At 71.7% G+C, this 14,640-nt stretch carries 13 protein-coding genes; 8 read left to right on the top strand and 5 right to left on the bottom strand.

Going from position 1 to position 14,640, the window contains the following annotated elements; translation table 11 throughout:
• Positions 1-8: 8 nt before the first annotated feature.
• A complete protein-coding gene (locus tag J2S59_RS00065; protein WP_068119679.1) occupies positions 9-347 on the bottom strand; it encodes a DUF3140 domain-containing protein in 339 nt (112 codons plus the stop codon).
• Positions 348-420: 73 nt separating this feature from the next.
• Here J2S59_RS00065 and J2S59_RS00060 point away from each other — a divergent pair, with 73 nt between their 5' ends.
• Genes J2S59_RS00060 through J2S59_RS00050 form a run of 3 tightly spaced genes read left to right on the top strand, consistent with a single transcriptional unit; the run spans position 421 to position 2,793 of the window.
• Entirely contained in the window at positions 421-1,068 is a 648-nt protein-coding gene (locus J2S59_RS00060) for a UdgX family uracil-DNA binding protein (RefSeq protein WP_068119681.1), read from the top strand.
• 1 nt (position 1,069) lies between these two features.
• The gene (locus J2S59_RS00055; RefSeq protein ID WP_068119683.1) at positions 1,070-1,720 is read left to right on the top strand and encodes a methyltransferase domain-containing protein; all 651 of its coding nucleotides are present in this window, start codon (positions 1,070-1,072) and stop codon (positions 1,718-1,720) included.
• Positions 1,721-1,731: 11 nt separating this feature from the next.
• Positions 1,732-2,793, top strand: coding sequence for an FUSC family protein (locus J2S59_RS00050; protein ID WP_306824686.1), 1,062 nt, complete (start codon positions 1,732-1,734; stop codon positions 2,791-2,793).
• 12 nt (positions 2,794-2,805) lie between these two features.
• Here the strand turns inward: J2S59_RS00050 and J2S59_RS00045 are convergent, their stop codons facing one another.
• Genes J2S59_RS00045 through J2S59_RS00030 form a run of 4 tightly spaced genes read right to left on the bottom strand, consistent with a single transcriptional unit; the run spans position 2,806 to position 7,961 of the window.
• The gene (locus J2S59_RS00045; RefSeq protein ID WP_068116407.1) at positions 2,806-4,245 is read right to left on the bottom strand and encodes a carboxyl transferase domain-containing protein; all 1,440 of its coding nucleotides are present in this window, start codon (positions 4,243-4,245) and stop codon (positions 2,806-2,808) included.
• A gap of 25 nt (positions 4,246-4,270) precedes the next feature.
• Entirely contained in the window at positions 4,271-5,674 is a 1,404-nt protein-coding gene (locus J2S59_RS00040; protein ID WP_068116405.1) for a YlbE family protein, read from the bottom strand.
• On the bottom strand, positions 5,671-7,161 hold the full coding sequence (locus J2S59_RS00035; RefSeq protein ID WP_068116403.1) for an AllF/FdrA family protein: 1,491 nt from the start codon (positions 7,159-7,161) through the stop codon (positions 5,671-5,673). The genes J2S59_RS00040 and J2S59_RS00035 overlap by 4 nt, the downstream gene beginning before the upstream one ends.
• Positions 7,158-7,961 carry an oxamate carbamoyltransferase subunit AllH family protein gene (locus J2S59_RS00030; protein WP_068116401.1) on the bottom strand — a complete coding sequence of 268 codons (804 nt, stop codon included), beginning with the start codon at positions 7,959-7,961 and terminating at the stop codon, positions 7,158-7,160. Before J2S59_RS00030 ends, J2S59_RS00035 begins: the two co-directional genes overlap by 4 nt.
• Before the next feature lie 122 nt (positions 7,962-8,083).
• On the opposite strand from J2S59_RS00030, the gene J2S59_RS00025 reads away from it, so the two are divergent.
• The 5 genes from J2S59_RS00025 to cutA all read left to right on the top strand — a co-directional run.
• Positions 8,084-9,772 carry a PucR family transcriptional regulator gene (locus tag J2S59_RS00025; RefSeq protein ID WP_181641403.1) on the top strand — a complete coding sequence of 563 codons (1,689 nt, stop codon included), beginning with the start codon at positions 8,084-8,086 and terminating at the stop codon, positions 9,770-9,772.
• 188 nt (positions 9,773-9,960) lie between these two features.
• Positions 9,961-11,337 (top strand): uracil-xanthine permease family protein, encoded by a 1,377-nt coding sequence (locus tag J2S59_RS00020; RefSeq protein WP_246360042.1) that lies wholly within the window; start codon positions 9,961-9,963, stop codon positions 11,335-11,337.
• Positions 11,334-12,248 (top strand): FAD binding domain-containing protein, encoded by a 915-nt coding sequence (locus J2S59_RS00015; RefSeq protein WP_068116395.1) that lies wholly within the window; start codon positions 11,334-11,336, stop codon positions 12,246-12,248. The genes J2S59_RS00020 and J2S59_RS00015 overlap by 4 nt, the downstream gene beginning before the upstream one ends.
• Positions 12,235-12,750: a (2Fe-2S)-binding protein gene (locus J2S59_RS00010; protein WP_068116393.1), complete on the top strand. Its 516-nt coding sequence runs from the start codon at positions 12,235-12,237 to the stop codon at positions 12,748-12,750. The genes J2S59_RS00015 and J2S59_RS00010 overlap by 14 nt, the downstream gene beginning before the upstream one ends.
• Positions 12,747-14,640 (top strand): aerobic carbon-monoxide dehydrogenase large subunit (gene cutA, locus J2S59_RS00005; protein WP_306824685.1); only part of this gene is annotated, 1,894 nt, incomplete at its 3' end. The genes J2S59_RS00010 and cutA, both read left to right, overlap by 4 nt.

Raw genomic sequence — 14,640 nt, 5'->3', positions numbered from 1 at the left:
TGGTCCGGTCAGTCGGCCGGCTTCAACGGGTCGTGCCCGACGTTCATCAGGCGGCGCCGCCAGGCTGCCTCGCCGGCCGTCGGTTCGAGGTCGTCGCGTCGTTGGGACAGCACCCGCTCCACGACCTGCTGCATCACGTCGATGTCGTCGCGGGTGACGTCGGAGCGACGCTTGCCGAGGATGTCGACCACCCGCTGACCGAGGTGACTGTCGGCCTGGTCCGGGACCTCCTCGGTGTCCTCGTCGGCGGCCTGCACCATGAGCCACTCGCGCAGCTCGCGCGAGGTCATGTTGACCACACGGTGGAACTCCTGCCACAGGTCGTCGTCGACGATGCTCTCGGCCATCGCGCATCCTCCTGGTGCCGGCCTCCCGCCGATCGGGAGACTCAGCGGGTCCATACCCGGGTACGTCGCGAGCATGAGTGCGCAGCAGGATGCGCCGGGTGCGCAGCCGTGGGTGCCGGGACGCCCCTCGCTGGCGGCCATCCGGCGCGCCGCACCTGACTGCCGCGGGTGCGAGTTGTGGGCCGATGCCACCCAGGTGGTCGTCGGCGAGGGTCCGGCCCGCGCCCGGCTGGTCCTGCTCGGTGAGCAACCGGGGGATCAGGAGGACCAGCAGGGCAAACCATTCGTCGGTCCCGCCGACCGCTTGCTCGACCGCGCGCTGGACGAGGCGGGCATCGACCCGGCGATCACCTTCCGCACCAACGCGGTGAAGCATTTCCGCTGGGCGGGCACGCGGGGCAAGCAGCGCATCCACAAGTCTCCGGCGCAGAAGCACGTCCGAGCGTGCCGGCCCTGGCTGGACGCCGAGCTGCAGGTGGTCCGGCCCGAGGGCGTGGTGCTGCTCGGGGCGACCGCCGGCGCCGCGGTCTACGGTCCGGGCTTCCGGGTCGGGGCGGTTCGGGGGACGATGCAGGAATGGCCGACCGAGCAGCCCGACCCGCCCTGGGTGGTGGCGACCACGCACCCCTCCGCTGTGCTCCGCAGTCGCGAGCGCGAGCAGGCGTACGCCGGGTTGGTGGCAGATCTGGGAGTCGCCGCGGCCGCGCTGGCACGGGAGTGAGATGACCAGCTTCGTGCAGCGGGTGATGCAGAACCCGCTGCTGGCGCCCGTCTATGAGCACGCCTACCGACCCGCACTGGCCCTCGCGCTCATGGGCTTCGACTTCGACCACGTGCGGCACGAGCAGCAGCACACCGTGGAGGCGCTCCGGCTCGTCCCGGGGAGCCGCGTCCTCGATGTCGCCTGCGGTCCGGGGCTCTTCACCCGCCGGTTCGCCCGGGCGGTCGCGCCCGACGGGCTGGCGGTCGGCGTCGACCTGTCGGTCCCCATGCTCACCCAGGCCGTACGCCGCAGTGCCGGCGTGCTGGACGCGCCCGCCTACGTGCGGGGGAGTGCGCACGCGCTGCCCTTCCCGGACGCAGCGTTCGACGCCGTCAGCTGCTACGCCGCGCTCTACCTGATCCCCGACCCACGCCGGGCGTTCGCCGAGATCACCCGTGTGCTGCGGCCCGGCGGCCGGGTGGCGCTGATGGCCAGCGCCGAGTCGACGTACGGCGTGGTGCGGCGCGTGCAGCACGCGGTGCTCCCGCGCACCGGTCTGCGGATGTTCGCCGACGACGACCTGACCGGGTGGCTGGCTGACTACGGCTACGACGAGATCACCCGCGAGCGGCACGGCGTCGCGCAGTACGTGAGCGGCACCCGTTGCTAGGGTCGACGCCCGTGGGCGGTGCTGTGGGCGCGGTGGGCCGGTTCTTCACCGAGCGCTCCACCGAGGTCGCGAAGAGCTGGCGCGGCATCATCCGGCTGAGCATCGCGCCCGCGCTCGCGTGGTGGCTGTCGATGCAGATCTTCGGCCACAGCCAGGCCTTCTTCGCCCCGATCGCGGCGATCCTGACGCTCACCGTGGCCGCCGGGCAGCGTGCCGGCGTGGTGGTCGAGATCATCGTCGGCGCGGCCGTCGGGATCCTCGTCGGCGAGCTGTTGATCCTCTCGATCGGCCGCGGGTCGTGGCAGCTCATGCTGGTGCTGACGCTGGCGGTGATCAGTGCCCGCTTCCTCCGCCTGCCCGGGCTCGCCGTGACCCAGGCGGTGATCTCGGCCGTGCTGCTGGTGACGATCGTGCCCGCGGAGGGGTACGCCGACCCGGCGGTGACCCGCTTCGTCGACGCGCTGCTCGGCGGTGCGGTGGGCCTGGCGATGATCATCCTCATCCCGGCCAACCCGGTGCGCGAGATCGACGCGGCCACCGCTCGGCTCCGCGCCGAGCTCGCCGAGATCCTGGCGAAGACCGGCGAGGCGCTGCGCACCCACGACGTCGCGCGCGCGACCGAGGCGCTCGACCGGGCGCGGGGCACCCAGGAGATGGTCAACACCGTCGGCACGCTCGCCGACAGCGTGGAGGAGATCGCTCGGCTCTCCCCCTTCCGCTGGCGCCAGCGTACGGCGGTCCTGGCCCGCACCTCGGCACTCGTCGACCTCGACCACGCGGTGCGCAACACCCGGGTGCTCTCGCGCCGCGTCGCCGCGATGCTCCGCAACCACGAGCCGGTGCCGGCGGGGTTGGCGGAGTCGTTGCAGCGGCTGTCGGTGCTGGCCCTCGACGAGGGGGTGACCCGCGACGACCTGGTGGCCGTGGCCCACCACGCCGTACGCACCGCGGTGGAGCACCTCACCATCAACACCGCCGCGATCGCCTCGCAGATCCGCGCGATCGTCGCCGACATGCTGCTGGCGGCCGGGACGGATCCCGGCGCGCTCGACCAGCTGCTGGGCGTCGACTGACGTCCCGAGCGCTCAGCGACCGGCCGTGAGCTCGCGCAGCCAGTGGCTGACCTCGGCCGCGACGGCGCTGGCGAGGTCTTGGGGGGTGTCGTCGTCGAACTCCGCGATGAGGTGGCGGACGACCCCCAGCTTCATCAGGTCGATCGAGGACACCTGCTGCTGCTCGGCGAGCTCGGCCGCGGCGTCGGTGTGTCCGTGGACGATCGCGCTCGCACCCTCGGGCGGCAGCGGGGTGAGCCAGCTGTGCTGGGCGGCGATGGTGACGTCGGCGGGCAGCAGCGCCAGCGCACCACCGCCGGTGCCCTCGCCGAGCAGGACGGAGACGGTGGGGACCTGCATCGTCGACATCGTCGCGATGCAGCGGGCGATCTCGCCGCCGAGAGCACCCTCCTCGGCGCGCTGGGAGAGCTCGGCGCCGGGGGTGTCGATGAAGGTCACCAGCGGCAGGTCGAGCTCGTTCGCGAGCTTCATGCCGCGCCGGGCCTCACGCAGCGCGCCGGGGCCCATGAGCTTGCCGGCGTGCTGGGCCTCCCGGTCCTGGCCGACGACCACGCACGGCACGCCGTCGAGGCGGGCCAGGGCGACGATCACCGACGGGTCGCGCTCGCCCTCCTCCGTGCCCTGCAGACGCAGCGTGGTGTCGCTGGCCAGCCGCAGGATGTCGCGCACGCCCGCACGCGTGCCGGCACGCGTGCGCTGGATGCTGTCCCACACGTCGTAGGTGTGGTTGTCGAGGTCGATCTTGGGCCGGCGGGTGAGGCGCTGCTCCGACATCGGGTCGCTGAAGAGGCTCAGCGCCTGCTCGACGAGCTGCGGCAGCTGGTCGTGCTCGACGACGGCATCGATGATGCCGTGCTTGGTGAGGTTCTCGCTGACCTGGACACCGGTCGGGAACGGCTCGCCGTTGAGCAGCTCGTAGACCTTCGGCCCGAGGAACCCCACCAGTGCCTCGGGCTCGGCGATCGTGACGTGGCCCAGCGAGCCCCAGGACGCGAACACCCCGCCCGTGGTGGGGTGGCGCAGGTGGACGAGGTAGGGCAGCTTCGCGGCCCGGTGGTCCATGATCGCCCGCGAGATGTCCACCATCCCGACGAATGCGGGGGTGCCCTCCTGCATCCGGGTGCCGCCCGAGGCCGTCGAGGCGACCAGGGGGAGTCCTTCAGCGGTCGCCCGGCGGATCGCGCTCACGATCCGCCGGGCGGCGTCCTGGCCGATCGAGCCGGCGAGGAAGCGGAACTCGCTGACGATGAACGCCACCGGTCGGCCCTTGACCGTGCCGCGCCCGGTGAGCACCGACTCGTCGCAACCGCTGCGCTCGCGCGCCCGCGCGAGCTCCGCGCGGTAGCCCTCGGCGTACGCGCTGTCGTCGATCGGCTCGTCCCAGGACTGCAACGAGCCGGCGTCCAGGACGGTGTCGATCAGGTCGCGTGCGCTGGTGCGTGAAGGGCTCATGGCGAGAGTCTCTCTTGTCGGCCGGCTACTGCCGGGCCCGGGCGCGGTCCGCCAGGGCCTTGAGCGCCTTCGGGAAGATCTCCGCCGGCGGGGTCACGAGACCGGCGCCCACCTGACCGGTGCCCGCGACGGCCCCGGCCATGCCGGTGTTGATCTGCGGCAGGATCGCGGTGCGGCACACCTTCGTCACGTCGATGCCGGTCGGTGCACCCAGGAAGTCGAGCACCGGGATCGACCAGCGGTCGTTGTTGCCGAGGGTGATCTCGTTCATCCGGCGGGTGGTCGCGAGCGCGTCCGGGACGGTGCCGCCCACGAACCGCACGATCGCCGGGGCGGTGGCCATCGCGAAGCCACCGATGCCGGCGGTCTCGGTGATCGCCGAGTCGCCGATGTCGGGGTTGGCGTCGTCGGGCCCGTAGTCACCGAGGTAGAGACCGTCGGCGATCTGGGCGGGACCGGTGAACCACTCGTCGCCGGTGCCGGCGGTCTGGATGCCGAACTCCGTGCCGTTGCGCGCCATCGCCACGACCATCGTCGAGCCCTCGATGTCGCGGGCGGCGTCGAGCGCGAGCTTGCACGCCGGCATCGCCAGGTTGAGGAAGAAGTGGTCGTTGCCGCCGATGAAGGAGAAGACCTGCGCGAGGTCACCCGTGTCGAAGCCGGACTGCACCATCGCCGGGGCCAGGTCGCGCATCAGCATCAGGGTGCCGGCCCGGTTGCGGTTGTGGGCCTCGTCGCCCATCTGCAGCATCTGGCCGAGGATCGAGGTGACGTTGACCGGTCCGGTGTCCGCGGTGGCCTTCGCGAGCACCGGGCCGAGCACGTCGGACATCCAGCGCAGCCGCTCGAGCACCTCGGGGGAGTAGGCGCCGTACCGCAGCACCTTGCCGAGACCCTCGTTGAGGCTGCAGTAGGTGCGTCGTCCGCTCTCCGGGTCCTCGATGATCCACATCCACATCGAGGGCGAGACGACACCGGCCATGGGACCGACGGCGGAGCGGTGGTGGCAGGGCTCCAGCGAGACGTTGTCGCCGGAGACGAAGAGCGCCTCGGCGTCCTCCGGGTCGTCGACGAGACCTTCGTACGCCGCGGCGCCGAGCAGCGCGCCGCGCATCGGCCCGGACGCGTTCTCCCACAGCAGGGGAGGCCCGGCGTGCAGGAACTGGCCCTTCTCCAGGCCGAGCACCTCACGGGCCGGCGCGACCCCGACGAGGTTGCCCTGGACGCCGAGGTACGCCGCGAGCGCCTTGGCGTTGGCCTCGGGACGCAGCGGGTCGGTGGCGACCACGGCCAGGTCGGACTCGGTGCCCTCCATCGGGGGGCGCCAGTCGACCCGGGAGACGTCGAGCGCCTGGTCGACGAGGGCGTCGGCGAAGATGCTGACGCCGGTGGACACGATGCCGCCGGCGGGGTCGAAGGTGGAGGTCAAGACGCACTTCCAATCAGGGTGACGGCGCGCTGCGCGGCGCGGGCGTTGGACAGGTGGACTTCGGCGCCGGCCTCGGCGAGCGCCTGGGCCTGCCGCTCCAGGCCCTGGGGGTCGCCGGACGTGCCGACGCAGGCGACGACGACGCGCAGCTCGCGCCCGTCGGCCTGCGCGGTGGCGAGCGCCTCGCGGATCGCGGGGGCCATGGTCGCCGCCGGGTCGGCGTCGGCGCCGTGCCCGAGCACGACGTCGAGGAGCACGACTCCCACGCTTGCGTTGCGGCTGACCTTGGCCAGGTGGTCGAGGCGGATCGTCGGGTCGATCATGGGGTGCGGGCGGCCGCGGGTCATCTCGTCGGAGCCGAAGTCGATCATCACCGTGCCGTCTGCGTCGAGGGAGGAGCCGAGGCGGTGGTCCTCGTCGAGCGGGATGTTGCTCCAGACCTTGCCGAGCGCACCCTCCGCCAGGATCATCGCCTCGTCGCACAGCGTGCCGCCGGCGAACAGGCCCCGCAGCAGACCGCTGGCCGGCTGCGCGGCCTCGCCCCAGACGGGCCAGGAGGGGATGTCGCGCCCCAGGCTCGTCAGCACCTGCTCGGTCGCGGCGGTCAGGTCGGGCTGGTCCGCGCCCAGCAGGGCGAACTGCACCGGCGTGGAGAGCGTCGATGCGAACTCGCGCAGCTCGGCGGCGACCTCGTCGGCCGGGGGCTTGGAGACCACCACGATGAGCTCGGTCGCGGCGTCGGCGTCGAGCCGGCGCATGGCCTGCTTGGTCGACAGCGCGCGCACGTCGGCCCCGAGGTCGCGGCCACCGACCCCGAGCGCGGCGGTGATGCCGACGCCGGCGTGGTCGAGGAGCGCGAGCAGCTGCTGGCAGCCGGTGCCGGACGCCGCGACGATGCCGACCGGGCCCGGCCGCACCGTGTTGGCGAAGCCGAGGCCGATCCCGTTGACGACGGCGGTGCCGCAGTCGGGACCCATCACGAGGAGGTCGCGGTCGGTGGCGGCCTGCTTGAGCGCGATCTCCTCCGCCACGGGGACGTTGTCGCTGAAGATCATCACGTCGCGGCCGGCTTCGAGGGCGTCCATCGCCTCGACGGTCGCGGACTGACCGGGGACGGAGATCAGCGCGAGCCCGGCGTCGCCACGCGACAGCGCGCTGCCGGTGGTGCGCGGCGGGGCGGTGACCTCGCCGGAGCCGCTGGGCTGGCGACGGCTCGCGGCGAGCGCGGCGTCGACCGCGGCGAGCGCGGGGGCGATGTGCTCGCTGGTCTCGACGCGCAGTGCCACGACCATGTCGTTGGGGGAGGCCTCGGGGACGTCGAAGCCCATGCCCGCGATCACCTCGAGGTTGAGCTCGGTGGCCATGGCGACCTGGGCCGCCACGACACCGTCGACGGCGGCCACGTCCTTGCTCACCTGCAGCAGGGCGACCGAGTCGGCGTAGGCGCCCGGCCTCAGCTCGACGTGTTCGACTGCGGGTCCGGTCATGGACAACAACTCCTCGTGTGGATGTGGGCGAGTGCGAGACAGTGGCCGAGCAGCATGCCGGCGCCGGAGGTGTGACCGACCGTACGCAGGTGCGCGATGGCGGCGGGGGCCTCGGCGGGGCGTTCGAGCAGGGCGGTGACGACGGCGGCGAAGTCCGGCAGCACGTCGCCGGCGCCGGCGCGTCGCAGCAGGGTCGCGGACAGGGCCGTCGTACGCCGCGGCGCGAGCTCCGTGACCCGCTCCTGCAGGCGCGGCGCGCAGGGGTCGTCCGCGGCGAGCAGCGTCGCCAGGATCCCGCAGACCACGTCGTCGCCGAAGGGGGTGAGGCCCGACCCCCTCCCGAGCACCTGCTCGAGCGTGGCCGCGGGGTCCCGGCGCAACGCGTCCCGCACGGACGCGTCGAGCTCGTCGGGCAGCCACGACGCGGGGTCGGTCGCCTCGAGCGCCTCCCGCATGGCCGGGACCTGGGCGACGTCGAAGGGCCGCATCGCGAAGTCGACGTACCTGCCGACCCGGACGCCGTGGCCGGAGAAGTCGGCGATCCCGTCGCCGACCCGCACCTCGTCGCCGACGGCCGGCAGGCGCCCGGCGAAGATCTCGGCGACCGAGTCGGCGCGCGTGGAGATGCTGCAGGGGATCGCGGTGGCGTGCCGGGAGACGACGCCGATGACGTCCTCGGCGGAGCGGAAGTAGACCGCAGCGTCACCGGCGTGCACGACGGCGCCGTGGTGCGGCGGGCCCGCGAGCCGGTCGGCCACCCACACCGCGGCGGCGCCCGGGACGGCGGCGCTCGGCAGCATGGCAACTCTCCTCGGGACGAGCCGGACAACAGCGGCGATCGAACTCACGACTCTACGGGCGGTGTGGCAGGGTTCAGACGGCACAAGTTGACAAAGATCCGAGAGCGAGTGTGCAAAGGCTGATGAGAGACAGCTACCGGGTGCCCGTGCGCGACGTCCTGGAGGTCGGTGGGCTGCTGAAGTCGCGGATCCTCGCGGGTCAGGGTGGGCAGGGCCGGACCATCACGACGGTGAGCATCGTGGAGGCACCCGACGTCCTCGACTGGGTGCGTCCGCACACCTTCGTCATGACCGGGGGCTTCCCGCTGCGCCACCTCGACCCGACCGGCGGCCTGTCCACCGCCGGACTGTGCCGGTTCCTCTCGCAGCTGGACGACCTCGAGGTGGCGGGGCTGGGCGTGCAGTTCGGGACGCATCTCGACGAGCTGCCGCCCGAGGTGCTGGAGCTTGCCGACGAGCTCGAGTTCCCGATCGTGAGCCTGCCCGCCGACGTGCCGTTCGACCAGCTGTTCTCGCAGATGATGGTCGACGTCGCGGGTGTGCAGAACGACGTCCTGCAGCGCACCTACGAGCTGCACGCGTTGCTCGAGGGTCTGCTGCTGGAGGGCGCGGACGTCCAGCGGATCGCCGAGCAGATCGCGTCGGTGCTTGCGCTCGGTGTCCTGGTGACGAGTGTCGACGGGCGGCAGATGGCCGCCGTGATGACCGAGGAGATGCGCGCCGAGCTGGCCGAGGCGGACCTCTACGACGAGACGGGTCGGTTCCGGGTCGAGCGCATCCGGACGCCGGCCCAGACCGCCGGCGGCGGGCAGCTGGTCGCTGAGCCGATCGTCGCGGCGGGCAACGACCTGGCGCGGCTGGTCGCCTTCGCTCCGGAGCACGCCATCGGCGAGGACGTGCGCTACGCGCTGCAGCGGGCGGCGAGCCTGCTGGCGCTGCAGATCACGCAGCGCCAGGCGCTCAACGTCGTGGAGAACAAGTACCGCGGCGACTTCCTGCGCGACGTGCTCAGTGGACGGTCTAAGAACCGCGAGCACGCCGAGGTGTACGCCGTCGGGCTGGGCTGGCGCCTCGACATGCCGTGCATCGTCGTGGCGGCGCAGATCGACCCGCAGGATCCGCGGGAGGAGCCGGCCTCCACACGCGTGCGGCGCGCCTGGCAGTCGCGCTTCCACCTCGCGTGGACGCAGGTGGTCGGGCGCGAGTCGCCGGCGTACCCGGTGGCGGACTTCGGTGACGAGGTCGTGGTGATCCTGTCGCTGCCCGAGGGGCGTGAGGACCTCGCCGCCGAGCCGGCCGCGGCAGTCGCCGAGCTGCAGCAGATGGTCGAGCGGATCGTCCGGAGCGTCTCGGGCGACCGGGGCGGCGGGCGACGCCCGTTCTCGGTCGGGACCAGCCGGCTGGTCCGCGGCTTCGAGCAGTTGCCGGCCGCCTACCAGCAGGCGCGGCGCGCGACCGAGGTCGGCCGCCGGTTCACGGGCGGCAGCAGCACCTCCCACTTCGACAACCTGGGCATCCACCGGCTGATCGGGTTGATCCCGGACATCGACGAGCTCACGGTCTTCGCCCAGGACATCCTGGGCGAGCTCGCCGAGGAGACCGCCCAGGCGACGGAGCTGCGCACGACCCTGCAGGTGCTCCTCGACCACAACCTCAACGTCGCCGAGGCCTCCCGCGAGCTGCTCATGCACTACAACACGATGCGCTACCGGATCGGTAAGCTGGAGAAGATCCTCGGTCCGTTCACCACCGACGCGAACCTCCGCCTCAACGTCGCCGTCGCCCTCGAGGTGCACAAGATCCAGCAGTGACGCCGGCCGGGAGGACCCCTCGGACAGCCGCGGACCCTACCGCGCAGCAGGTCCCTGGGTGCGGGTTTTCCCGCACAAACCCTCATGAGAAGAAGGGCGGATCTTCGTCAAGACTTACCAACGCATCCTGTGAGCCGGGCCACTAGGGTCCCCACCATGAGGCCCGACTCACGTAGAGGAGCACGTCCATGTCAGGCATGTTCAGCTGGAAGCTAGTCCACGACGGGAAGACCCCGCCGCCCGGCGAGTCCGTCGGTCCGTACGAGCGGATGAGCTGGGGCCGCACCGTCGGCATCGGGGCCCAGCACGTCGTCGCGATGTTCGGCGCGACCTTCGTCTTCCCCGTGGTCATGGGGCTCGACCCCAACCTCGCCATTCTCTTCTCGGGCATCGCCACGATCATCTTCCTGCTGGTCGTCAAGAACGCCGTCCCCAGCTACCTGGGGACCTCCGCCGCCTTCGTGGCCGGCGTCGCTGCGATCCGCGCGCAGGGCGGTGACTCCGCCGAAGTCACCGGCGCGATCATGGTCGCCGGTCTGCTGCTGCTCGTGGTCGGTGTGATCGTCCACTTCACCGGGGCCGGCGTGCTCCGCAAGCTGTTGCCGCCCGCCGTCACCGGCGCGGTCGTCATGCTGATCGGCTTCAACCTCGCCCCGGTCGTGGCGGGCATCTACTGGCCGCAGGACCAGTGGGTCGGCCTGGCGGTCGCGGTGTTCATGGTCATGGGCGCCGTGCTGTTCCCGGGCTTCTGGGCCCGCATCGCGGTCTTCCTGGGCCTGATCTTCGGCTTCGTCCTGTCCTGGGTGCTCGACATCACCATCGGTGGCGTGGAGCGCACGGCGGAGGACGGCACCACGGCCGCCGTCGACCGGGTCGGCTTCGCCGGGCTCGGCGACGCGCCGTGGTTCGGTCTGCCGAGCGGCACGCTCGCCGACGGCGTCAGCGCCGTCCACGCGCCCAGCATCTCGCTCACCTTCGTGCTGCTGGTCATCCCAGGCGTCATCGCCCTCATCGCCGAGAACGTCGGTCACGTCCGGGCCGTGGCCGAGATGACCGGCGACGACCTCGACCCCTACATGGGTCGCGCGCTCGGTGCGGACGGCTTCGCGACCGCGCTGGCCAGCTCGTTCGGTGGTGCGCCCACCACGACGTACGCCGAGAACATCGGTGTCATGTCGGCCACCCGGATCTACTCCACGGCCGCCTACTATGTCGCCGCGGTGTTCGCGATCATCCTCGGGCTGTGCCCGAAGTTCGGCGTGATCATCAACGCCATCCCGGGCGGCGTGCTCGGCGGTGTGACCTTGGTGCTCTACGGCATGATCGGTCTCATCGGCGCGAAGATCTGGGTCGACAACGGCGTGGACTTCGGCAACCCGGTCAACATGGTGCCGCTGGCCGCCGGCCTGATCGCCGGCATCGGTGACGTCACCCTCAGGGTCACCGACAACTTCGAGCTCAGCGGCATCGCCTTCGGCACCCTGCTGGTCATCGTGCTCTACCACCTGGTCAAGGGCCGCGAGCCCGCACTCGACAAGCCTGAAGAGGACCCCACCTACACATGAAGCCGGCTCCATTCGGCTACCGCCGGCCAGGATCGCTGACGGAGGCGCTGTCCGCCTACGCGGACGCGTCCGACGCCAAGATCCTGGCCGGCGGCCAGAGCCTGATTCCGTTGCTGTCGATGCGGCTCGCCAACGTCGCCGAGCTCATCGACATCAACGGGATCGAAGAACTGTCCCGCATCACCGTCTCGGGAGAGGGCGTCCGCTTCGGCGCGACCGTCCGCCACAGCGACCTGCTGTCCCACCCCCAGGTCGCAGCAGTGCAACCCATGATCTCCGCCGCGCTCCAGCACGTCGCCCACGCGACGATCCGCAACCGCGGCACCACGGTGGGCTCGATCGTCCACGCCGACGCCTCCGGTGAGATGCCCACGGTGTTCGCGCTGCTCGACGGCCGCCTCACCGTCCAGTCGGTCCGCGGCACCCGCGAGCTGTCTGCCGACGAGCTGTTCATCGGCCCGCTCGAGACCAGTCTGGCGCCCGACGAGATCGCCACCGAGATCTTCGTGCCGGCCCTGCCGGCACGCCACGGCGTCGCCTTCGACGAGATCGCCCGGCGCCACGGCGACTACGCCCTCGTCGGCGTCGGCGTCGTGGTGGGTCTGGGCCCCGACGAGCGGATCACCTCGGTCCGCGCCGGCTACGTCTCGGTCTCGGAGGTGCCGACCGTCGTCGACCTGACCGAGGTCCTGGGTGACCGGACTTCCGACGGACTCACCGACGAGGCCCTCCGGGCGGCCGGTGAGCTCGCGCTGACCCATCTCGAGCCCGAGGCAGACATCCACGCCACCGCGCACTACCGCGCCCAGCTCGTCCGTGTCCTCACCGGACGGGTGGTCCGCGCGGCGTACGACGACGCCGTGGCCCGCAGCAACCGCAGCGAAGGAACCCCGAGCAATGCCCGCTCCTGAACAGACCGCCGTCACCCTGACCGTCAACGGAGTCCAGCACCAGATCTCGGTCGAGCCGCGCCGGCTCCTGAGTGACGCGCTGCGCCACGACGTCGGACTCACCGGCACCCACGTCGGGTGCGAGCACGGCGTCTGCGGTGCGTGCACCGTGCTCGTCGACGGCAAGCCCACCCGGGCATGCCTGATGTTCGCCGTCGCAGCGCAGGACTACGCGATCACCACCGTGGAGGGCCTCACCTGTGCGGACGGTTCGCTGAGTCCGGTGCAGCAGGCGTTCAAGGACTGCCACGGTCTGCAGTGCGGCTTCTGCACGCCGGGCTTCCTCACCACGATCGCCGCCGGGCTCGAGGACAACCCCGACCCGACCGAGGACGAGGCGCGCGACATGATCGCCGGCAACCTGTGCCGCTGCACGGGCTACCAGAACATCGTCGCCTCCGTCCTCCGCGCCGCCGAGATCCAAGCCGAGAACAGGGCCGAGCAGGACGGGGAGTCGGCATGACGACCAAGTCCATCGGCGAGCCGATCGCCCGGGTCGAGGACGCGCGCCTGGTCACCGGCCAGGGCCGCTACTCCGACGACCTGATGCCCGGCGCCCTCGAGATGGCGGTGCTGCGCAGCCCGCACGCCCACGCCCGCATCGTCGACATCGACCTCGAGCCGGTCCTCGACCTGCCGGGGGTGCACGCGGTCTACACCTACGAGGACCTCACCGGCCCGATGGCCGAGCCGCTGCCGCTGCTCATCCCGCACCCCACGCTCACGCACGGGCGCACGCAGTACGCCCTGGCGAAGGACGAGGTCAACTACGTCGGCGAGGCGATCGCCGTGGTCGTCGCCGACGACCGCTACATCGCCGAGGACGCCGTCGGCCGCATCACGGTGCAGTACGACTTCCTCCCGCCCGTCGTCGGCATCACCAACGCGCGCGCAGCGGAGCGGCTGGTGCACGACGACGTCCCCGGCAACGTCGCGGCCCGCATGGAGCAGGGCTTCGGTGACGCAGCCGCGGCCATCGCGAAGGCGCCCCACACGCTGGTGCTCGACATCGAGGTCGAGCGCAGCGCCGCCACCCCGATGGAGGGCCGCGGCACGGTCGCGCGCTGGGACCGCGATCTGGGCCGGATGAGCGTGTGGAGCTCGACCCAGACCTCCACCGGGGTTCGGGCCGCGATCGCCTCGAAGCTCGGCCTCGACCTCGGTCAGGTCGACCTGGTCACCCCCGACGTGGGTGGCGGCTTCGGCGTGAAGATCGTCCACCCGTGGCCCGAGGAGCTGCTCGTGCCGTTCGCGGCCCGGGCCCTGGGCCGTCCGGTGAAGTTCATCGAGGACCGGCGCGAGCACTTCATCTCCTCGGCCCACGAGCGCGGCCAGCAGCAGCACATCGAGGTCGGCTTCGACGACGACGGCCGCGTGCTGGGCGTGGACTTCCAGTTCTGGCACGACCACGGCGCCTACACGCCGTACGGCCTGATCGTCCCGATCATCACCTCGACGCAGTTCCTGGGTCCCTACAAGATCCCGAACTACCACGTTGTGTTCGAGAGCCTCTACACCAACACCGTCATCGTCACGCCCTACCGCGGAGCCGGCCGTCCGCAGGCCGTCTATGCGATGGAGCGGATGCTCGACGCGATCGCGGCCCACCTCGGGCTCGACCGCACGCTGGTGCGCGAGCGCAACTTCATCCAGCCCGACGAGTTCCCCTACGCCCACGGCGAGATGAGCTTCCAGGACGGTCGCCCGCTGATCTACGACTCGGGCAACTACCCCGAGCTCATGCAGAAGGCCAAGGACCTCGTCGGGTGGGAGGACTTCGAGCGCTTCCGCGACGAGGCGCGCGCCGAGGGCCGCAAGGTCGGCATCGGCATCGCCTGCTACGTCGAGGGCACCGGTGTCGGTCCCTACGAGGGCGGCCACGTCACCATCGAGACCAGCGGCAAGGTCAAGGTCTCCACGGGTCTGACCACGCAGGGTCAGGGCCACCAGACCGCCTTCGCCCAGATCGTCGCCGACGAGCTCGGCGCGCGGTTCGAGGACATCGAGGTCGTCACGGGCGACACCCGACGCTCGCCGTACTCCGTCGGCACCTTCGCCTCGCGCGCCGCCGTCATGAGCGGCTCGGCGATCGCGCTGGCGGCGCGCAAGGCCAAGGAGAAGGCACTGCGGCTCGCCGCGCAGGCGCTCGAGGTCGACGAGAGCGACCTGGAGATCAGCGACGGCGTCGTCTCCGTGAAGGGCGCTCCCGGGACCGCGATCGACCTGGGCACCCTCGCGGTGCTGTCGAACCCGCTGCGCTACGCGTTCGACGAGGCGTCGAAGGCGGCCACGCAGTTCGTCGTCGGCGATCCGGGCAAGCCCCCGGTCGCGGAGGGGGAGGAGCCGGGGCTCG

Origin of the sequence: Nocardioides massiliensis, assembly GCF_030811215.1 — a bacterium.
Classification (GTDB): Bacteria; Actinomycetota; Actinomycetes; order Propionibacteriales; family Nocardioidaceae; genus Nocardioides_A; species Nocardioides_A massiliensis.
The sequence above is the reverse complement of the archived record's forward strand: the minus strand, read 5'-3'. Positions and strand labels throughout refer to the sequence as shown.